This is a genomic window from Pseudomonas sp. NPDC099000 (assembly GCF_044759925.1).
Taxonomy (GTDB): Bacteria; Pseudomonadota; Gammaproteobacteria; order Pseudomonadales; family Pseudomonadaceae; genus Aquipseudomonas.
Genome location: NZ_JBIWAF010000007.1, coordinates 4,855 through 25,248 on the forward strand (window position 1 = coordinate 4,855; position 20,394 = coordinate 25,248).

The 20,394-nt window shown below is 60.5% G+C and carries 14 protein-coding genes and 1 tRNA gene; 11 read left to right on the plus strand and 4 right to left on the minus strand.

Features of this window, described 5'->3' with window-relative positions:
• On the plus strand, positions 1–1,841 hold a 1,841-nt coding region (gene pnp, locus ACIQV9_RS11050), incomplete at its 5' end, for a polyribonucleotide nucleotidyltransferase (RefSeq protein WP_403101047.1).
• A gap of 130 nt (positions 1,842–1,971) precedes the next feature.
• A tRNA-Thr gene (locus tag ACIQV9_RS11055) sits at positions 1,972–2,047 on the plus strand.
• 9 nt (positions 2,048–2,056) lie between these two features.
• On the opposite strand, the gene ACIQV9_RS11060 is transcribed toward ACIQV9_RS11055, so the two are convergent.
• Positions 2,057–2,965, minus strand: coding sequence for a hypothetical protein (locus tag ACIQV9_RS11060; protein ID WP_403101049.1), 909 nt, complete (start codon positions 2,963–2,965; stop codon positions 2,057–2,059).
• Between the two features lie 315 nt (positions 2,966–3,280).
• Between ACIQV9_RS11060 and ACIQV9_RS11065 the strand changes: the two genes are divergently transcribed.
• Entirely contained in the window at positions 3,281–3,586 is a 306-nt protein-coding gene (locus ACIQV9_RS11065; RefSeq protein ID WP_077747454.1) for a DUF6388 family protein, read from the plus strand.
• Between the two features lie 51 nt (positions 3,587–3,637).
• Here ACIQV9_RS11065 and nadC read toward each other — a convergent pair whose 3' ends face one another.
• Positions 3,638–4,486: a carboxylating nicotinate-nucleotide diphosphorylase gene (gene nadC, locus ACIQV9_RS11070; RefSeq protein WP_403101052.1), complete on the minus strand. Its 849-nt coding sequence runs from the start codon at positions 4,484–4,486 to the stop codon at positions 3,638–3,640.
• A 285-nt stretch (positions 4,487–4,771) separates the two neighbouring features.
• On the opposite strand from nadC, the gene ACIQV9_RS11075 reads away from it, so the two are divergent.
• The 4 genes from ACIQV9_RS11075 to ACIQV9_RS11090 all read left to right on the plus strand — a co-directional run bounded on the left by ACIQV9_RS11075 (position 4,772) and on the right by ACIQV9_RS11090 (position 10,774).
• On the plus strand, positions 4,772–6,979 hold the full coding sequence (locus ACIQV9_RS11075) for a DUF1631 domain-containing protein (protein ID WP_403101054.1): 2,208 nt from the start codon (positions 4,772–4,774) through the stop codon (positions 6,977–6,979).
• A gap of 64 nt (positions 6,980–7,043) precedes the next feature.
• Positions 7,044–7,604 carry a 1,6-anhydro-N-acetylmuramyl-L-alanine amidase AmpD gene (gene ampD / locus ACIQV9_RS11080; RefSeq protein ID WP_403101056.1) on the plus strand — a complete coding sequence of 187 codons (561 nt, stop codon included), beginning with the start codon at positions 7,044–7,046 and terminating at the stop codon, positions 7,602–7,604.
• Positions 7,601–8,437: a regulatory signaling modulator protein AmpE gene (gene ampE, locus ACIQV9_RS11085; protein WP_403101058.1), complete on the plus strand. Its 837-nt coding sequence runs from the start codon at positions 7,601–7,603 to the stop codon at positions 8,435–8,437. Before ampD ends, ampE begins: the two co-directional genes overlap by 4 nt.
• Positions 8,438–10,069: 1,632 nt before the next feature.
• The gene (locus ACIQV9_RS11090; protein WP_403101462.1) at positions 10,070–10,774 is read left to right on the plus strand and encodes a methyl-accepting chemotaxis protein; all 705 of its coding nucleotides are present in this window, start codon (positions 10,070–10,072) and stop codon (positions 10,772–10,774) included.
• A gap of 124 nt (positions 10,775–10,898) precedes the next feature.
• Here ACIQV9_RS11090 and ACIQV9_RS11095 read toward each other — a convergent pair whose 3' ends face one another.
• The gene (locus ACIQV9_RS11095; protein WP_403101060.1) at positions 10,899–11,675 is read right to left on the minus strand and encodes a TatD family hydrolase; all 777 of its coding nucleotides are present in this window, start codon (positions 11,673–11,675) and stop codon (positions 10,899–10,901) included.
• Positions 11,676–11,678: 3 nt separating this feature from the next.
• Positions 11,679–12,674: a catabolite repressor/activator gene (cra, locus tag ACIQV9_RS11100; RefSeq protein ID WP_403101063.1), complete on the minus strand. Its 996-nt coding sequence runs from the start codon at positions 12,672–12,674 to the stop codon at positions 11,679–11,681.
• Positions 12,675–12,965: 291 nt separating this feature from the next.
• Between cra and ptsP the strand changes: the two genes are divergently transcribed.
• The 4 genes from ptsP (at position 12,966) to ACIQV9_RS11120 (ending at position 20,248) form a co-directional block, all read left to right on the plus strand.
• Complete coding sequence (ptsP, locus tag ACIQV9_RS11105; RefSeq protein WP_403101065.1) at positions 12,966–15,827, plus strand: phosphoenolpyruvate--protein phosphotransferase; 2,862 nt, start codon at positions 12,966–12,968, stop codon at positions 15,825–15,827.
• The gene (pfkB, locus tag ACIQV9_RS11110; protein ID WP_403101067.1) at positions 15,827–16,768 is read left to right on the plus strand and encodes a 1-phosphofructokinase; all 942 of its coding nucleotides are present in this window, start codon (positions 15,827–15,829) and stop codon (positions 16,766–16,768) included. Before ptsP ends, pfkB begins: the two co-directional genes overlap by 1 nt.
• 11 nt (positions 16,769–16,779) lie before the next feature.
• Entirely contained in the window at positions 16,780–18,519 is a 1,740-nt protein-coding gene (locus tag ACIQV9_RS11115; RefSeq protein ID WP_403101069.1) for a PTS fructose-like transporter subunit IIB, read from the plus strand.
• Positions 18,520–18,706: 187 nt separating this feature from the next.
• Entirely contained in the window at positions 18,707–20,248 is a 1,542-nt protein-coding gene (locus ACIQV9_RS11120) for an alkaline phosphatase D family protein (RefSeq protein ID WP_403101071.1), read from the plus strand.
• The last annotated feature ends 146 nt before the right edge of the window (positions 20,249–20,394 follow it).

The following is a 20,394-nucleotide window of genomic DNA, read 5'->3' on the forward strand; positions in this document are numbered from 1 at the left end:
CCCGGACTTCCCGACTGATCGACCGTCCGATCCGTCCGCTGTTCCCAGCAGGCTTCATGACCGAAGTGCAGGTTGTCTGCACCGTCGTTTCCACCAGCAAGAAGACCGATCCGGACATCGCTGCGATGATCGGTACCTCGGCTGCCCTGGCGATCTCCGGTATTCCTTTCGATGGACCGATCGGCGCTGCCCGCGTTGCGTTCCACGAAAGCACCGGCTACCTGCTGAACCCGACTTACGAACAACAGAAAGCTTCGAGCCTGGACATGGTCGTTGCCGGTACGTCGGAAGCCGTTCTGATGGTTGAATCGGAAGCCAAAGAGCTGACCGAAGACCAGATGCTGGGCGCGGTACTGTTTGCTCACGACGAGTTCCAGGTGGTGATCAACGCCGTCAAAGAACTGGCCGCTGAAGCTGCCAAGCCAACCTGGACCTGGGCTCCACAGCCAGAAGCCACTGCTCTGCTGGGCGCTATCCGTGCCGAGTTCGGCGACGCGATCTCCCAGGCTTACACCATCACCATCAAGGCCGACCGTTACGCTCGCCTGGGTGAGCTGAAGGACCAGGTTGTTGCCAAGCTGTCCGGTGAAGAAGGCCAGCCTTCTTCCAGCGAAGTCAAAGCAGCATTCGGCGAAATCGAATACCGCACCGTTCGCGAAAACATCGTAAACGGCAAGCCACGTATCGACGGTCGCGACACCAAGACCGTACGTCCTTTGAACATCGAAGTCGGTGTTCTGCCCAAGACCCACGGTTCGGCACTGTTCACCCGTGGCGAAACCCAGGCTCTGGTAGTCGCGACTCTGGGCACCGCCCGTGACGCACAGCTGCTGGACACCCTGGAAGGCGAGAAAAAAGACCCGTTCATGCTGCACTACAACTTCCCTCCGTTCTCGGTAGGTGAGTGTGGTCGCATGGGTGGCGCGGGTCGTCGTGAAATCGGTCACGGCCGTCTGGCCCGTCGTTCGATTGCAGCCATGCTGCCTGCTGCCGACGTGTTCCCGTACACCATCCGTGTTGTATCGGAAATCACCGAGTCCAACGGTTCGAGCTCCATGGCTTCGGTCTGCGGCGCTTCCCTGGCCCTGATGGATGCTGGCGTTCCGATGAAGGCACCGGTTGCCGGTATCGCCATGGGTCTGGTTAAAGAAGGCGAGAAGTTCGCCATCCTGACCGACATCCTGGGTGACGAAGACCACCTCGGCGACATGGACTTCAAAGTAGCCGGTACCGCCAAAGGTGTTACCGCGCTGCAGATGGACATCAAGATCAAAGGCATCACCGAAGAAATCATGGAAATCGCTCTGGGCCAAGCCCTGGAAGCGCGCCTGAACATCCTCGGTCAGATGAACCAGATCATTGGTCAGTCCCGCACCGAACTGTCGGAAAACGCTCCGACCATGATCGCGATGAAAATCGACACCGACAAAATCCGTGATGTCATCGGTAAAGGCGGCGCGACCATTCGTGCGATCTGTGAAGAGACCAAGGCTTCGATCGACATCGAAGACGACGGCTCGATCAAGATCTTCGGCGAGACCAAGGAAGCTGCTGAAGCTGCACGTCAGCGCGTTCTGGGTATCACCGCAGAAGCTGAAATCGGCAAGATCTACGTCGGTAAGGTTGAACGTATCGTCGACTTCGGCGCATTCGTCAACATCCTGCCTGGCAAGGACGGTCTGGTTCACATCTCGATGCTGAGCGACGCTCGCGTTGAGAAAGTGACCGACATCCTGAAAGAAGGCCAGGAAGTGGAAGTACTGGTACTGGACGTGGACAACCGCGGCCGTATCAAGCTGTCCATCAAAGACGTAGCAGCGGCCAAGGCTTCGGGCGTTTAATTACCCCTCGCCTGACCGTTCCAACGTTGTAAAAAATGCCCCGCAGTGAAAACTGCGGGGCATTTTTTTTGTCTGTGAAACAGCGCCTGAAGTTGCTGGTCCTCGAACCCGGTGCTAGGTTTAGCCCACCGCCCGTGTAGCTCAGCCGGTAGAGCAGCGCACTCGTAACGCGAAGGTTGCAGGTTCGATTCCTGTCTCGGGCACCATTTCCCCTCTTATTTCACCTTTCTGCTCAGATCTTCCACGGTGCGCTTGAGCTGATCGAGTTGATTGTCCTGATCGCTGACTTCCCGCTTAAGGCTGGACAGGTCGCTGGAGCTCGAGCTGGAACTCGATCCGGCGCTACGCTTGAGGTCTTCCACCTGGCTGGCAAGCCGTTTCAGATCGTTTTCCTGTTCGTTGACGGTACGCTTGAGGTCGCTCACTTCGCTGGAGCTGGAGTTTGAACTGGAGTTCGAGCCGCTGCTGCGCTTGAGATCGTCCATCTGACTGGCGAGTTTTTTCAGGTTGTTGTCCTGCTCGCTGACCGTGCGCTTGAGGTCGCTGACTTCGCTGGAACTGGAGCTGGAATTCGAGGTGCTATTGCGTTTGAGTTCGTCCACGGCCTTGGCGAGGTTTACCAAACCAGTGTTCTGATCACTGACCGTCCGTTTGAGGTCGTTAACTTCGCCGGTGCTGGCGCTGGAACTCGAGCCGCTGTTGCGTTTGAGTTCGTCCATGGCCTTGGCGAGGTTTTTCAGCGCCGTTTCCTGGTCATTGACGCTGCGTTTGAGTTTGTCTACTTCGCTGGCAGTTGAGCTCGAACTGGAACCCGTGTTCTTTTTCAAATCTTCGATGAGCCGCGCCTGTGCAGTGACGGTTTTCTTCAGCTCTTCCAGATCAGCCGTACTGGTTTTTACAACTCTTTGTAATGTTTCCACCTCCTCGATACTGACGTCGGACCTGACCATCACGTTTGTGCCGTAATAGTTGTGGAAAACCAGGAATTTATCGGAAGACGTAGCGCTGTCGGATTTGTATTCCAGACCGGCTTGAGCGCTATTGGGCAGCGCCAGGGTGCCGAGCAGAAGGGCGGCCATGCCAGTTGCAGACAGGATGGACGAAAGCTTGGAAAAGTTGCGCATCACCGGGTTCCTTGTGAAGTGCCTAGATGGCACATCGCTATGACTTTGCCTTTTGAACGTTGTTCCTGGGTAGCGAAGGAAAATTTGCAGAATGTGGGATCAAAGGTTTTTTTGTAGATTTGATGTAAAAGTCCATATAAATCGTCGACCAAACGTCCTATATTCGAACGTTGAACACGCACCACTTTGCAGTTTTCAGATGATCCCCGAATGGTTCTGAAGGCCAGACAAACCGGGCTTCAAACGGTTTTTTGCGTCAGAGAGATCCTTGATGATCCAGATCCATCTTCCATTCCCCAGATCAGCGAGAACGCCATGACCGTTAAAGAATTGACCCAAGAAGCCAGACACGAAGAAGCGCTTAAAAAGTACCTGCTTGAATCGCCCCAGCTAGCTGAAGAGATCAAGGACCTGCCAGCCGACGATCAGAAAGATCAGATCCAGTGGGCGTTCGAGGATGAGGCGGAATCCCAGGGTTTGCAGCCGTGGGAGCTGACGCTCAAGTACACCTCGACCCCTGAAGAGTTCGAGGCTGCGCGCCTGGTGCTGCACAAGGAGGCAGCCGAGGTGTTGGGCGTCGAGTGGGAAGAGTACTGCGAGATGAACAATCTGGTGGTCTGACAAAAACGCCAGCCTCAATGAGGCTGGCGTTTTTCATTCAGCTATGCGTGATCAGAGACTTAAGCGCATCGACAGGTCGACAGCCTTCACATCCTTGGTCATCGCACCAATCGAAATGTAATCCACCCCGGTTTCCGCGATCGGCAGCAGCGTGTTTTCGTTGATACCGCCGCTGGCTTCCAGTTTCGCTTTGCCTGCGTTCAGACTCACGGCTTCACGCATGTCATCCAGGCTCAGCTCGTCGAGCATGATGATGTCTGCACCCGCCGCCAGGGCTTCTTTCAATTCCGCCAGGTTCTCCACTTCAATCTCGACCGGCTTGCCCGGGGCGATCTTGTGCGCAGCGTTAATGGCTTCAGGAATGCCACCGCAGGCCGCGATATGGTTTTCCTTGATCAGGAAGGCGTCGTACAGGCCGATGCGGTGGTTGTGGCAACCGCCGCAGGTCACGGCGTACTTCTGCGCCAGACGCAGTCCTGGCAGGGTTTTACGGGTGTCTAGCAGCTTCACCTGCGTCTCGGCGACAAAATCCGCCAGGTATTGCGCGCGCGTGGCCACGCCCGAGAGCAATTGCAGGAAATTCAGTGCGCAGCGTTCGCCGCTCAGCAGCGAGCGTGCCGGGCCTTCGAGGTGGAACAGCGCCTGATTGGGTTTCACCCGTTCGCCGTCGCGCACCTGCCAGTGCACCGCGACCCGTGGATCGAGTTGCCGGAAAACGGCATCGACCCACGCGGTGCCGGCAATGACCGCGTCGTCGCGAGTGATGATGGTGGCTTTGGCCAGGCGTTCGGCCGGGATCAACTGCGCGGTGATGTCGCCGCTGCCGATGTCTTCGAGCAACGAACGGCGCACGTTGGCTTCGATTTCGGCGGTCAAATCGGCGAGACGTAGATTCGGCATAACGGGCTCCACAAACAAAGTGGCCCGATTATAGGGCCATGGCGCGAGGCAACCCAAGGCATCAGAAGCGTTCCCGTCGCCTGCAAACCTGCATTTGGTCGATTCCCTTGAGTCATCGGCGCTAAGTCAGTGTCTTCCCTACGCGTCTATTTCAATACGAAGCACAGAGTCTGCTGGTGCACGGGGGCGCTTTTGCAAGATAATCCGCCTTGCTTTTGACGCCATGGCTTTGACGTGTTCTTGAGTTCACGAATATTTGCGGAATCACCGTTTCAGGAGGCTTGGATGCACAACGACGGGAATGTAGTGCCTTTGCACAAGGTGGCTACCGATCAGGCGACGCAATCGCCGCTCGCCCGCCTGCCTGTGATTCTGCTTCAGGTTCGCGACAAGGCCACTCAACAGCTCAGGCATGGTTTGCAGGAGCTGTTTGATAACGCCGATGACACGCTGTTCGAAATGGCCGACCGGGCTCGCAACGACGTCGAGCAGAACCTCTTCTTCGAAGCCATGCGCGACTTGCGACTCAAGCGAAAAAGCATTGAGCGCGGTTTTCTCGAACAATTCTTCGAGGCGTTCGTCAGCCTCTCGCAGTACGACAGTAATCAGGCGGCCTTGCCTCAGGCATTGGCGTTCGATACAGATGCTTTGCCCAATGACGACCTGGAGCGCCGCGTCGCGGTGGAGGCCATGGTCAGCAAAGTGCTGAACCGCGACGGTTTCGCCCTTGACCAGCTCACGGCCCGACTCGGCGCTCTGCTGGGCAAGGCGCTGGACGATGAGCACAACCCGCTGGGACCTGCGCGGCTCTGCGAGTATTTCTTGCAGGCCTGGCGCAACCTGGGGGTGGAGATCAAGGTCAAGCTGATCATTCTCAAACTGTTCGACCGCTACGTGCTCAGCAGCGCTGATCAGCTGTACGCCGAAGCCAATCAACTGCTCATCGCAACCGGCGTGCTACCCGACCTCAAGCCTGCGCCCATGCGACGTGCCACCGATCATGCAGCCGCCAGCGCCCATGCCGAACCGATCGAGGCCGGCGTCCACTCCGGCAATACGCCGATCGACGACGGTGTGCAGGAAGTTTTTGCCGCGTTGCAGGAGCTGTTGTTGCACGTGCGCGGCAGCGTCGCCCCCACCCTCGACGCCAGTACCCAGACCCAGCCCATTTCCACCCGCGACCTGTTGCGCCTGCTCTCGCACTTGCAGCAGTACGTGCCGACGCTGGCGACTCAGGACGACTTCGATCTGCGTAACCAGCTCGAACAACTGCTGACCCGGGTCAGCGTCAAAAGCGGCAAGTCGCGCGTGGTCGGCGTGGCTGACGAAGACGTGATCAACCTGATCGCCATGCTCTTCGAATGCATCCTTGATGACCGCAATCTGCCGGACTCCCTCAAGGCGCTGATTGGCCGTTTGCAGATCCCGATGCTCAAGGTTGCGGTGCTCGACAAGAGCTTCTTCAGCCGCGCCAGCCACCCGGCCCGACGTCTGCTCAACGAAATCGCCGCCGCGGCGATGGGCTGGGGCGAGTGCGATGACCACGAGCGTGACAGCCTGTACCTGCGCATCGAGCAAGTGGTGCAGCGCCTGTTGAACGACTTTGTTGACGATCCGGCGATCTTTTCCGAGTTGCTCGCGGATTTTCTCGCCTTCACCAGTGATGAGCGCCGCCGCAGTGAATTGCTGGAACAACGCACCCGTGACGCCGAAGAGGGCCGCGCCAGGACCGAGCTGGCGCGCCAGCGTGTCGAGCAGGCGCTGAATCAGGCGTTATTCGGCAAAGTGCTGCCCCAGGGTGTGGTGGTCTTCGTGCAGGAGGCCTGGAGCAAAGTGCTGTTATTGACCTGCCTCAAACACGGTGATGCGTCGGCGCAATGGCATGCGGATGTGCAGACCATGGAGCAATTGATCTGGAGCGTGCAGCGCCATGACGAGCCTGATGCCGGCCTGCGTCTGTTGGCGCTGGTGCCCGGGTTGCTGAAGTCCCTGCGCGACGGGCTGAGCAGCTCGGCATTTGATCCGTTCGCCACCAGTGAGTTTTTCAGTGAGCTGGAAACCTTGCACGTGCAACTGTTCGAGCGCCCGGGCCAGGCGGCTGAACAGCCCGTCGAGCCACCGGTGATGGTCGAAGTGCTGCAGCACATCGTGCTGGAAACCGCCGACGAGGGCCCGACCGATGCTGTGTCAGTGCGGTTGCCGGCGGACGATGCCGGTTTGCTTCAGGTCGATCAATTGCGCCCCGGCAGTTGGGTCGAGTTTCAGGAGGACGATGAAAACACCCTGCGTTGCAAGCTGGCAGCGATCATCGATTCCACTGGCAAATACATCTTTGTCGACCGCACAGGCATGAAAGTGCTGGAGCGCAGCCGCACCAGCCTGGCTCTGGAATTTCGCCGTGGCGCGGTGCGAGCGCTGGACGACACCTTGCTGTTCGACCGGGCCCTGGAATCGGTGCTGGGCAATCTGCGGCGTCTCAATCGCGGCAAGTGATCGCGCCCCGAGGGCCTATCGCGGCATACTGGGCGCCAACACAGTCGTCGTTGAAGGAACCTGTATGCAGTTGGACCCCGCGAGCGGTTGGTGTCAGGGCGTGTGTGTATGCCCCTCCCCCAACTTCAATGCGCGCCCCTCGGGCGAAATTTCCCTGCTGGTGATCCACAACATCAGCCTGCCGCCAGCGCAGTTCGCCACCGGCAAGGTGCAGGAATTTTTCCAGAATCGTCTGGATGTCACGGAGCATCCCTACTTTGCAGGGATTGCTGACCTGCGGGTGTCTGCGCACTTTCTGATCGAACGTGACGGCACCGTCACTCAGTTTGTCTCTTGTCTTGAGCGCGCCTGGCACGCCGGTGTCTCGAGTTTCGAGGGGCGGGACACCTGTAACGACTTTTCCGTGGGTATCGAGCTTGAGGGCACGGATGATCTGCCGTTCACCGACGCTCAGTATCAAGCGTTGACGTCACTGACCCGACAGCTGCAAAGGACATTTACGGCGATCACCGCGCAGCGCATCTGTGGGCATAGCGACATCGCACCGGGGCGCAAGACGGATCCGGGACCCGCGTTCGACTGGGCACGCTATCGCACCGCCCTGGAAAAAGAGGAACAACAATGAGTTTTCTGGTGTTGCTGTTGGCCGTCTGGATCGAGAAGTTCTCGGCCCTGCGCCATCGGGTCCAACGTGACGGCGGTTGGGTACGTGAACTGAACAAGCTTGAAGTCAGTCCGCGCCTGATCGATCGGCCATGGCTGATATTGGTGGTGCTGGTGTTGTTGCCGGTGGCGCTGCTGGGTTTGTTGTTGGTGGTGCTTGAACCGGTGGCCTACGGGTTGCTGGCGTTGCCGGTGCACCTGCTGGTGGTGATTTACAGCCTGGGGCGCGGCGATTTGCTGGCCGGCCTCGGACCGTTTCGCGACGCCTGGCGCCGGGAAGACCTGCAAGCGGCGGCCCATGTGGCGAAGCGCGACGTGGACATCTGCGCCGATAGCGGCGAGCAACTGCTTGAGCGGGTCGAAGGCCATTTGCTGTGGGAGGCTTACCAGAGCTTTTTCGCGGTGATTTTCTGGTACTTCGTGCTGGGCCCGGTCGCCGCCCTCAGCTACCGGCTGCTGGCGCTGGCCGAAGAGCACGGACAGAACCCGGCCGTGGTCGAGCGGGCTGCACAGTTGCGTCATGCGTTTGATTGGGTGCCGGTGCGTCTGTTGGCGGCCAGTTTCGCGCTGGTCGGAAACTTTGTCGCGGTCAGCCGCGTCATGCTGCATGAACTGCTGAACTGGAACATCAGCGCTGCCCAGTTGATCGAGAAAGTTGGCTTGGTGGCTGGCGAAATTCCTGCACCGGTCGTCGGACCGGATGGCATCAACAGTCTGGACCGGATCTGGGAATTGCTGCTGCGTGCGGCGGTGCTCTGGTATGCCGGTTTTGCGTTGTGGACGGTCCTTCCATAGCCCAAATCTTCTTAGACTAAGAGGCTTGCCTGTGGCGAGGGGGCTTGCCCCCGTTGGGTCGCGAAGCGGCCCCAGCGTTCGCTCAGACAGATCGAGTTGTCTGGATTTACGACTGCTTCGCAGCCGAACGGGGGCAAGCCCCCTCGCCACAGGGATATCAATCGTCCCAAGTGCGCATCCCGCCGTTAACCTTAAGTTACAAAACCCCCTGCCGATTTAAGCTATACAGAGATAGCGCTGAATAGTGGCTATCTGCCGTCGATCCGCGCCTGCCAATAAAAATAAGAATCAAAAGGGAGACTTCCAGTGAAGAGCTTGCTCTATCCCGCCGTCGCGCTGATGAATCGCCTGAGCTTCGGCATGAAGTTCAGCCTGATCAGTGTGCTGTTCCTCGTGCCGATGCTGGTGACCAACTTCTATCTGGTCCGCGACTCCTATCGTGAATTCCAGGGCACACAGATCGAACTGCAAAGCCTCGACCTGCTCGGCAGCAGCCTGACCCTGCGGCGTGATCTGGAAACCCTGAACAACCTGGTGCAAATCAACGTCACCCTCGGCCAGTCCGGCAAGACCGGCAATGTCGAGACGAAGATCAGCACCCTGGAGCAAAGTGTTCTGGCCCGCCTGCAAGGGCTGACGGCGATGACCACTGATCCGGAACAGATCACGGTTTTCGATGGCAAGCGCGATGAAATGATCGCGGCGTTCAAGGCCCAGCAGACGGAAACCTCCCTGCAAAGTAAAAGCGCGCTGATCGGCAAACTGCTCGGCAATGCGCAGATTTTCAGCCAGATCATCGCCACTCAGGCCGGCCTGAGCCGCGACAGTCAAAGCGACATGCGTCAGCTCAGCGAACTCATTACCAACGTCACTCCGCCTGTGACCCAGATCCTGGGCGACGGCCGGGCGATGGGTTCCTATTCGCTGGGGCAAGGTTTTCTGAATTCGTCGTCGAGCACCCGGTTCGATGAGCTGCTGGCGCAGATCGAAAAGCTCCAGGGCGAATACGGTCTGAAGCTCAATGATGCATTGGGCTCCAGCAAAGCGGCGCGTGACACCCTGGCCGCCCAAGCCGAGAGCAGCAAGGCCTCGCTGAAAAAGGCCAGTGAGCTGTTCGAAGAACAGGTGGTGATGGCCGATACCCTCGATGCACCGTGGCAGGCCTTTTACGACCAGGTCACCGGCCTGATGGACCAGACCTACCAACTCAATGAAGCGACCCTGACATTCCTCGGCACCCAGTTGCAGCAGCGACTGGAGCAGAACCGCACCCACATGGTCTTGCAGGCCGTGGCGCTGTCGGTGGTGTTTGTGTTGATTTTTTACCTCTACGGCGGCTTCTACGCCTCGACCCGCACCACCCTCAAACGCCTGGGCGCGACGCTGGACAAAGTCGCGGCGGGCGACATGACGGTGACCTTCCGCGCCGAAAGCCGCGATGAGCTGGGCGAGTTGGGCGAGGTGTTCAACGGCACCGTGAAGAAAATCCATGACCTGATCGAACGCGTAGGCCAGACCGTCAATGAGGTCGAGCGCCAGGCCGGGCAGGTCGAAAGTGTGTCTGCCCAAAGTAACCAGGCGGTGGCGGGGCAGCGCTCGCAGATCGAGCAGGTCGCCACGGCCATGAACCAGATGTCGGCCACCTCACTTGAGGTGGCGCGCAGTGCTGCCGCGGCGGTCAGCAGCGCTCACAGCGTCAACGACGAGACCATCAGCGGTCGTGGCCTGGTGGCGTCTCAGCAGGGCAGCATCGCGCAACTGGCCAGTGAGATCGATCAGTCGGTGCGGGTGATCAATCAATTGGCCAGCGACAGCCAATCCATCAGTCGCGTGCTGGAAGTGATCAAAAGCATCGCCGAGCAGACCAACCTGCTGGCGCTCAATGCCGCCATTGAGGCCGCTCGGGCCGGTGAGCAGGGGCGTGGTTTTGCGGTGGTGGCCGATGAGGTCCGGACCCTGGCCAAGCGCACCCAGCAATCGACCGAAGAAATCGAGCAGATGATCACCAAGCTCCAAAATGGTGTCGGCGCGGCGGTGAAAGCCATGGGCGTCAGCCATCAAGTGGCCGATGGCACCGTCGGGCAGTCGGAAAAGGTCCAGCAGGCGCTGGAAAACATCCTCGGCGCCGTCGGCATGATCGTCGACCAGAACCAACAGATCGCCGCAGCCGTGGAGCAGCAGACCGCAGTGGCCCACGACATCGACCAGAACATCGTCGAGATCAACCGCGCGGGTGAACGCACCGCCGAAGGTGCGCACCAGACCGAAGATGCCAGCCGAGCGCTATCGGCCCAGGTGCTGGAACTCAAACAACTGATCAGCGCGTTCCGGGTCTGAAAACACCGGTTCCCTTGTGGGAGCGAGCTTGCTCGCGATAGCGGCCTTTCAGTCGACATCAGTGTCAACTGTCATACCGCTATCGCGAGCAGGCTCGTTCCCACAGGTTTTTGTGCAGGGCTGACTACCAGTTGAACAACTCACAGGCATTGGCCGTGCTCGCGGCGGCCAATTGTTCGGGACTGATCGACATGATCCCGGCCAGTGCCGAGCAGATCGCCGGCAAATGCGCCGGGCTGTTGCGTTGACCGGGAAACATCGCGGGCGCCATGTCCGGTGAATCGGTTTCCAGCACCACCGACTCTAGTGGCAAATCGGCGAGCACGCGGTGCATGCGCAACGCCTGCGGCCAGGTCGCGGCGCCGCCCAGGCCGAGTTTGAAACCAAGCTTGATATACTCGCGGGCCTCTTCCTTGCTGCCGGCGAAGGCATGAATGATGCCCGCGCGTTTCAATCGAAACCGTTTGAGCGTGGCAATCACCGCCGCATGGCTGCGCCGCACATGAATCAGCGCCGGAAGATTGAAGTCCACCGCCAGTTGCAGTTGCGCGTCAAACAAGGCCTGCTGGCGCTCACGGTCGAGTGTTTCGATGAAGTAATCCAGACCGATCTCGCCCACGGCACACAATTGCCGATGACCAGCCAGGCGGGTCAGCCAGTCACCGAGTTCGAGTAAATCGTCAGGGCGATGCTGATCCAGGTACACCGGGTGCAAACCGAGCGCCGCATGCAGGTCGGGATCGCTCTGCACCAGGTCCCAGACCCGCTGCCAATTGCCCTGATAAACCCCCAGCACCACCATCCGCCGCACCCCGAGGGCGCGGCTTTCGGCGAGTAGCGCCGGGCGGTCCTCGTCGAAGTCCGGAAAATCCAGATGAGTGTGGCTGTCGATCAGCTCCACGGTTCAGTCCTGGCGAATACGCTGCTTGAAGGTCCGCGCGATGGCTTGCACGCCGGGTTGGTAATCGGACTGCTCGATGGCGGCCAACGCCAAGGCCAGCGCCTTGTCGGCAATCAACTGATGCTGCTGGGCCATGGCGTTGACCGGCAGCGGCAGGAAGTCCAGCAACTGCGTGTCGCCGAAGGTGCCGAGGCGCAGCGGACGGGTTTTCAGCGGGAAGTCGTGCAAGGCATCGAACACACCTTGAAGCAGCACGTAGGACGTGGTCACCAGCGCATCCGGCAAATGCCCCAGGCGCTGCAGCATTTCTTCCATCAGCTGCTTGCCGCACTCGCGGCTGAACGACTCGGCGTGTTCGATCAGCACCTCGCCTTTGAAACCGGTCAATGCTTCCTTGAACCCGGCGGCCCGTTCCTGGCTGATGCTCAGCTCGGGCCGTGCGCCGATCAGTGCGATCTGCTTGGGTAGCGGGTCGAGCAGGCTGCGAGTCAGTTGCAGGCTGGCCTCGCGATCATCGCTGATCACCGAACAGAAATGCTCAGGCTCCATCACCCGGTCGATGGCGATGATCGGAATGCCTTTGGCTTGCAACTGACGGTAGCTGTCGTCACCGGCCGGCAGGCAACTGGCGACGATCAGCGCATCACAACGCCGGGCGCGGAACAGTTGCAGCAATTGCCGTTCGCTGTCCGGCGCATCGTCGGAACTGGCGATCAGCAATTGATAACCGCGCGCCCGGGCACCTTGTTCCAGCAGTTTGGCAATGCGTGCGTAACTGGGGTTTTCCAGGTCCGGCAGAATGAAGCCCAGAGTGCGGGTGTGCCGACTGCGCAGCCCGGCTGCCTGGGGATTGGGCGTGAAGCCATGTTGTTCGACGACCGCACGAACGCGCTCGACGGTGGCACTGCTGATACGTTGCTGCTCGGCCTTGCCATTAATGACATAACTGGCGGTGGTAACGGACACACCGGCCAACTGTGCGATATCACTGAGTTTCAACTCGGGATTTCCTTGTTTGTTCGAGCTTGCCCCGACATTTTCGCCAATCCTACCCGATTCGGGCAGACGACCATTGTCTGAACGCATCCGACAAGTTGGACTTCAAGGATGGGACATAATCGAGTAACGTGCCAATCATTCTAGATTAAACGTTTCAGCAAGCGTATTTTCTACGTTATAAGCGCATTTGGCCGGTTCTGCCGCGAAACCGCCAAAAGTGATGACTAAGCGCCTAAGCTGGAATCATTCAAAACAATACCTGGCGCGTACAGACGCCAAAAAGGAGAAAGCATGCTCGAGCTCACCATAGAGCAGATATCCATGGGCCAGTCGGCTGTGGATAAGTCCGAAGCCTTGCAGCTGCTGGCCCGGCATCTGGTCACCGATGGCCTGGTTGCAGAGGGTTATCTCGCCGGTTTGCAGGCGCGCGAAGCCCAGGGCTCGACCTTTCTCGGTCAAGGTATTGCCATCCCCCACGGTACGCCGGAAACCCGCGATCAGGTGTTTTCCACCGGCGTACGGTTGATGCAGTTCCCCGAAGGCGTGGACTGGGGCGACGGCCAGATTGTTTACCTGGCGATCGGTATCGCCGCCAAATCCGATGAACACTTGCGACTGCTGCAACTGCTGACCCGCGCGCTCGGTGAAACCGACCTGGGCCAGGCCCTGCGTCGCGCCAGTTCCGCCGAAGCCTTGTTGAAACTGCTGCAAGGCGCACCGCAGGAACTGGCGCTGGATGCACAGATGATCGGCCTCGGTGTTTCCGCCGATGACTTCGAAGAACTGGTGTGGCGCGGTGCGCGTTTGCTGCGCCAGGCGGATTGCGTGAGCAACGGTTTCTCCGCTGTTTTGCAGCAAGTCGAAGCACTGCCGTTGGGCGATGGCCTGTGGTGGCTGCACAGCGAACAAACGGTCAAGCGCCCGGGCCTGGCCTTCGTCACGCCGGACAAACCGATGCGCTACCTCGGTCAGCCCCTCAGCGGCCTGTTCTGCCTGGCCAGCCTTGGCGAGGCGCATCAGGCTTTGCTCGAACGTCTTTGTGCGTTGCTGATCGAAGGCCGTGGCCACGAATTGGGCCGCGCCACCAGCAGCCGTAAAGTCCTCGAAGTGCTGGGCGGTGAACTGCCGGCGGATTGGCCGAGCGCGCGCATTGCACTGGCCAACGCCCACGGTTTGCATGCTCGCCCGGCGAAGATCCTCGCGCAGTTGGCGAAAAGTTTTGAAGGCGAAATCCGCGTGCGCATCGTCGATGGCCAGGACAGTGCCGTGTCGGTGAAGAGCTTGAGCAAACTGCTCAGCCTCGGCGCCCGGCGCGGTCAGGTGTTGGAATTCGTCGCCGAACCGAGCATCGCTGCCGACGCGTTGCCGGCCTTGCTGGCGGCCATCGAAGAAGGCCTCGGTGAGGAAGTCGAGCCGTTGCCCGCCGTGAGCCAGCAGCGCGAAGTGTTTGCCGACGTGGCCGAAGTGCTCCTTGCGCCAGCGTCCGGCAGCCTGGTCCAGGCGATTGCCGCTGCACCGGGCATCGCCATTGGCCCGGCGCACATTCAAGTGCTGCAAACCATCGATTACCCGTTGCGTGGCGAGTCCGCCGCCATCGAGCGCGAGCGTCTCAAGCAGGCATTGGCTCACGTGCGCCGTGACATCGAAGGCCTGATTGAACGCAGCAAATCCAAGGCTATTCGCGAGATTTTCATCACCCACCAGGAAATGCTCGACGACCCGGAACTGACCGATGAAGTTGACACCCGCCTCAAGCAAGGCGAAAGCGCCGAAGCGGCATGGATGGCGGTGATCGAAGCGGCGGCCAAACAGCAGGAATCGTTGCAGGACGCCTTGCTCGCCGAACGGGCTGCCGACTTGCGTGACATCGGCCGTCGGGTGCTGGCGCAGCTCAGCGGCGTCGAAACCCCGAGTGAGCCTGACCAGCCGTACATTCTGGTGATGGACGAAGTCGGCCCGTCCGACGTCGCCCGTCTCGATCCGACCCGCGTGGCCGGTATTCTCACGGCCCGTGGCGGCGCGACCGCTCACAGCGCGATTGTCGCCCGGGCGCTGGGCATTCCGGCCTTGGTCGGCGCCGGTGCGGCGGTGTTGCTGCTGGCGCCGGGCACGCCGTTGCTGATTGACGGCCAGCGCGGTCGTCTGCACGTGGACGCCGACGCGGCGACCTTGCAGCGCGCCACCGAAGAACGCGACACCCGCGAACAACGCCTGAAAGCCGCCGCCGAAAAACGCCATCAACCGGCGCTGACCACCGACGGCCACGCGGTCGAAGTGTTCGCCAACATCGGCGAAAGTGCCGGCGTGACCAGCGCGGTGGAGCAGGGTGCCGAAGGCATTGGTTTGCTGCGCACCGAACTGATTTTCATGGCCCATTCTCAGGCGCCGGACGAGGCGACCCAGGAAGTCGAATACCGCCGCGTCCTCGATGGCCTGGCTGGTCGTCCCTTGGTCGTTCGTACTCTCGATGTCGGTGGCGATAAACCGCTGCCGTACTGGCCGATTGCGAAAGAAGAAAACCCGTTCCTCGGCGTGCGTGGCATTCGCTTGACCTTGCAACGTCCGCAGATCATGGAAGCGCAATTGCGCGCCTTGCTCCGTGCGGCGGACAACCGCCCGTTGCGGATCATGTTCCCGATGGTCGGCAGCGTTGATGAGTGGCGCCAGGCACGGGACATGACCGAACGCCTGCGTCTGGAAATCCCCGTCGCCGACCTGCAACTGGGGATCATGATCGAAGTGCCATCGGCGGCCTTGCTGGCGCCAGTGCTGGCCAAGGAAGTCGACTTCTTCAGCGTCGGCACCAATGACCTGACCCAATACACCCTGGCCATCGACCGCGGTCATCCGACGTTGTCGGCCCAGGCTGACGGCTTGCACCCGGCGGTGCTGCAACTGATCGACATCACCGTGCGTGCGGCCCATGCCAACGGCAAGTGGGTCGGCGTGTGCGGTGAGCTGGCGGCCGATCCGCTGGCAGTACCGGTGCTGGTCGGCCTCGGCGTGGATGAGTTGAGCGTGTCGGGCCGCAGCATTGCCGAGGTCAAGGCGCGCATCCGCGAACTCAGCCTGAGCCAGACCAGAATTCTCGCCCAACAGGCCCTGGCCGTGGGCAGCGCCAATGAAGTACGCGCATTAGTGGAGGCCCTGTAATGGCCAAGATCCTTACCCTGACGCTCAACCCGGCGCTGGATTTGACGGTGCAGTTGCCGCGTCTCGAGCCCGGCCAAGTCAACCGCAGCGACGAGATGCACACCCACGCCGCGGGTAAAGGCGTGAACGTGGCGCAGGTGCTGGCCGACCTCGGGCATCAGCTGACGGTCAGCGGTTTCCTCGGTGAGGACAACCTTCAAGCGTTCGAGACCCTGTTCGCCAAACGTGGGTTTGTCGATGCGTTCATCCGGGTGCCCGGTGAGACGCGCAGCAACATCAAACTGGCGGAAAACGATGGGCGCATCACCGACATCAACGGGCCAGGACCGATGGTCAATGAGGCCGCGCAGCAGGCGTTGCTGGATCGACTTGAACAGATTGCACCGGGTCATGACGCGGTCGTCGTGGCCGGTAGCCTGCCGCAAGGGATCAGTCCGCAGTGGTTACAGGCGTTGATTGAGCGTTTGAAAAACCTCGGTCTGAACGTTGCCCTCGACACCAGCGGTGAAGCCTTGCGTGCTGCACTCAAGGCCGGCCCGTGGCTGATCAAGCCGAACACCGAAGAGCTGGCCGACGCGCTGGGCTGCGAGGTGATATCGGTGGCGGCACAAGCTGAAGCGGCGAGCCGCTTGCACGCTCAAGGCATCGAGCACGTGGTGATCTCCCATGGTGCCGATGGCGTGAACTGGTTCAGTCTCGGCGCGGCGATGCACGCCACGCCGCCCAAGGTCAGCGTCGTCAGCACGGTGGGCGCGGGCGATTCGTTACTGGCCGGCATGCTCCACGGTTTGCTCAGCGCCGACACGCCTGAACAGACCTTGCGTACCGCCACGGCGATTGCCGCGATGGCGGTCACGCAGATCGGTTTCGGAATTGGCGATGTCGCGCAGTTGGCGCGGCTCGAACAGGGCGTGCGCATCCGCACCCTGACAGAACAATAAGAGGGTTTGTCATGAAGTTAGCCATTGTTACGGCCTGCCCGAACGGCATGGTCACCAGTGTGCTGTGCGCCCGTTTGCTCGAGGCAGCGGCCCAGCGTCAGGGCTGGAGCACCAGCGTCGAAGTGGTGGATGCCGCGCATCCGGAACGTCAGCTGTCGGCGGCCACGATTGACGCCGCCGAGTGGGTGTTGCTGGTCACCAGTACACCGGTGGATATGTCACGGTTTGTTGGCAAACGCGTCTTCCAGAGCACGCCGGCCCAGGCGTTGCAGGATGTCGAAGCGGTGCTGCGACGCGGTGTTGAAGACGCTCAGGTGTATGTCGCGCCCGAAGCGGTCGCGCAACCTGCTGCCACCGTTCAAAACGCGCCACGTCTGGTCTCGATCACGGCGTGTCCAACCGGTGTCGCTCACACGTTCATGGCTGCCGAAGCCCTGCAGCAAGCGGCCAAGCGCCTGGGCTACGACCTGCAAGTGGAAACCCAGGGCTCGGTCGGTGCGCGCAACCCTCTCAGCGCCGCAGCGATTGCCGACGCCGACGTGGTGCTGCTGGCTTGCGATATCGAAGTTGCCACCGAGCGTTTTGCCGGCAAGAAAATCTACCGTTGCGGTACTGGCATTGCCCTCAAGCAAGCCGAGGCGACGCTGAATAAAGCGCTGGCCGAAGGCAAACAGGAAACCGCATCGACCGGCACCAAAGGCCCGACCAAACAAGAGAAGACCGGCGTCTATAAACACCTGCTGACGGGTGTGTCGTTCATGCTGCCGATGGTGGTGGCGGGCGGTCTGATGATTGCGTTGTCGTTCGTGTTTGGCATCACCGCGTTCAAGGAGGAAGGCACACTCGCTGCCGCCCTGATGCAGATCGGTGGCGAGACCGCGTTCAAGTTGATGGTGCCGTTGCTGGCGGGTTACATCGCCTACTCGATCGCCGATCGTCCGGGCCTGGCGCCGGGGATGATCGGTGGCCTGCTGGCGAGCACCCTGGGCGCCGGCTTCATCGGCGGGATCATTGCCGGTTTCATCGCCGGTTATGCGGCGCAGGCGATCAATCGTTATGCGCGTCTGCCGCAAAGTCTTGAAGCGCTGAAACCGATCCTGATCATCCCGTTGCTGGCGAGCCTGTTCACTGGCCTGGTGATGATTTACATCGTCGGCAAACCGGTGGCGGGGATGCTCGAAGGGCTCACGCATTTCCTTGACAGCATGGGCACCACCAACGCGATTCTGCTCGGCGTGCTGCTCGGCGGGATGATGTGCGTCGACCTTGGCGGGCCGATCAACAAAGCCGCGTATGCGTTCTCGGTCGGGCTGCTGGCCTCGCAAAGTTATGCACCGATGGCCGCGACCATGGCCGCCGGCATGGTGCCGCCGATTGGCTTGGGGATCGCCACGTTTATCGCACGCCGCAAGTTTGCCCAGACCGAGCGCGAGGCCGGTAAAGCGGCGCTGGTGTTGGGGCTGTGTTTCATCTCTGAAGGGGCGATTCCGTTTGCCGCCAAAGACCCGTTGCGGGTGATTCCGGCGAGCATTGCCGGGGGCGCGCTGACCGGTGCGTTGTCGATGTATTTCGGCTGCAAACTGATGGCGCCGCACGGTGGGTTGTTTGTGTTGGCGATTCCGAATGCGATCAACCATGCGCTGCTTTATTTGTTGGCGATTGTGGCCGGGAGTTTGCTGACGGCGGTGGCGTATGCGCTGCTCAAGCGGCCTGAAGGTGTTGAGATGGCACTAGAACCCGCCAAGGCCTGACACACCACAAAACCTGTGGGAGCGAGCCTGCTCGCGATGACGGTTTATCAGTCAACAATGATGTTGTCTGGCACACCGCAATCGCGAGCAGGCTCACTCCCACAGGGGATCTGTGGTGTTGGCATATTTTGGTGTCACACCGGTTTCATGCACACGTGCTTTAGTTTTCCTTTTCAGGGAGAACACCATGAGCGAATTCGACCTCGGCCGCCGTCGTGTCATGCAAGCGGTCGGTGCCGGGCTTTTGCTTCCAGGGCTGGCGCCGGCCGTCATCGCCTCGGTCAAGGACCGTCCGCAACTTACCGATGGCGTGCAGTCCGGCGATTTAGCGGGCGACCGGGCGATGATCTGGAGCCGCAGTGACCGACCGGCGCGGATGGTAGTGGAATGGGACACCCGCAGCCTGTTCGGCAACCCTCGTCGATTTGTCTCGCCATTGGCTGATGCGCGCACTGACTTCACCGCGCGGGTCGAACTCACCGGCCTGCCCGCCGATCAAGCGATTTTCTACCGCGTTTATTTCGAAGACGCCCAAAGCGGCGTGGCCAGTGAGCCCTGGTTCGGCCACTTGCGCAGCGTGCCGCAAAGCCGGCGCGACCTGCGTTTCGTCTGGAGCGGCGACACCGTCGGCCAGGGCTTCGGCATCAACCCGGATATTGGCGGCATGCGCATCTACGAAGCCATGCGTCTGCGCCTGCCGGACTTCTTTATCCACAGCGGCGACACCATCTACGCCGACGGCCCGGTGCCGGCGCAACTGACCACCGAAAGCGGCCGGGTGTGGCGCAATATCACCAGCGAAGCCAAGAGCAAAGTCGCCGAGACACTGGACGATTATCGCGGCAACTACCGCTACAACCTGATGGATGAAAACGTCCGTCGCTTCAACGCCGAAGTCCCGCAGATCTGGCAGTGGGACGACCACGAAGTGGTCAACAATTGGTCGCCGGGCAAGCAACTCGATGATCGCTACAAAAGCAAAGATATCCACAGCCTGGTGGGCCGCGCCCGCCAAGCCTGGCTCGAATATGCGCCCATGCGTTTACAGAGCGCCGATGGTGGCGGGCGGATTTATCGCCAGCTCGGTTATGGGCCGATGCTGGATGTGTTCGTGCTGGACATGCGCAGCTATCGCGAAGCCAATGACGACAACCTCGGCGCTGCCAAACCCTTTCTCGGTCGAGAGCAACTCGACTGGCTCAAGGCTTCGCTGAAAGCTTCCAGTGCCCAATGGAAGGTCATCGCCGCCGACATGCCGATCGGCCTCGGCGTCCCCGACGGTGAAGTCAGCCCGGGTGTGGCGCGTTGGGAAGCGGTGGCTAACGGTGATCCCGGACCGGCCCAGGGACGTGAACTGGAAATCGCTGAATTGTTGGGTTTTCTGCGTGCCCAGCAGGTGCGCAATTACGTGTTCCTGACGGCGGATGTGCATTACTGCGCCGCGCATCATTACCACCCGGATCGCGCCGCGTTTCAGGACTTCGAACCGTTCTGGGAGTTTGTGGCCGGGCCGTTGAATGCCGGGAGCTACGGGCCTAATCCGCTGGATAAGACGTTCGGGCCCGAGGTGGTTTTCGAGAAGGCACCGCCGGCTCAGAACACCTCGCCGTTTGCCGGGTTTCAGTTTTTTGGCGAGGTGAATATCGATGGGCAGACGGGGGAGATGAGTGTGGTGTTGCGGGATCTGGATGGGGTGGCGGTGTTTGAGCAGAAGCTGCAGCCAACCTGAAAAAAGTCGCGAGCAGACACCAGATTCCTGTTTGATCGTTCCCACGCTCTGCGTGGGAATGCCTCAACGGACGCTCCGCGTTCGGCTCTGTAAGGGACGCAGAGCGTCCCCGGCTGCATTCCCACGCAGAGCGTGGGAACGATCAA

What these genes read in the sequence shown, in the direction of transcription:
- ACIQV9_RS11060 (WP_403101049.1), bottom strand. Translation starts at nt 2,965, where the DNA reads ATGCGCAACTTTTCCAAGCTTTCGTCCATCCTGTCTGCAACTGGCATG.
- ACIQV9_RS11065 (WP_077747454.1), top strand. Translation starts at nt 3,281, where the DNA reads ATGACCGTTAAAGAATTGACCCAAGAAGCCAGACACGAAGAAGCGCTT.
- nadC (WP_403101052.1), bottom strand. Translation starts at nt 4,486, where the DNA reads ATGCCGAATCTACGTCTCGCCGATTTGACCGCCGAAATCGAAGCCAAC.
- ACIQV9_RS11075 (WP_403101054.1), top strand. Translation starts at nt 4,772, where the DNA reads ATGCACAACGACGGGAATGTAGTGCCTTTGCACAAGGTGGCTACCGAT.
- ampD (WP_403101056.1), top strand. Translation starts at nt 7,044, where the DNA reads ATGCAGTTGGACCCCGCGAGCGGTTGGTGTCAGGGCGTGTGTGTATGC.
- ampE (WP_403101058.1), top strand. Translation starts at nt 7,601, where the DNA reads ATGAGTTTTCTGGTGTTGCTGTTGGCCGTCTGGATCGAGAAGTTCTCG.
- ACIQV9_RS11090 (WP_403101462.1), top strand. Translation starts at nt 10,070, where the DNA reads ATGTCGGCCACCTCACTTGAGGTGGCGCGCAGTGCTGCCGCGGCGGTC.
- ptsP (WP_403101065.1), top strand. Translation starts at nt 12,966, where the DNA reads ATGCTCGAGCTCACCATAGAGCAGATATCCATGGGCCAGTCGGCTGTG.
- pfkB (WP_403101067.1), top strand. Translation starts at nt 15,827, where the DNA reads ATGGCCAAGATCCTTACCCTGACGCTCAACCCGGCGCTGGATTTGACG.
- ACIQV9_RS11115 (WP_403101069.1), top strand. Translation starts at nt 16,780, where the DNA reads ATGAAGTTAGCCATTGTTACGGCCTGCCCGAACGGCATGGTCACCAGT.
- ACIQV9_RS11120 (WP_403101071.1), top strand. Translation starts at nt 18,707, where the DNA reads ATGAGCGAATTCGACCTCGGCCGCCGTCGTGTCATGCAAGCGGTCGGT.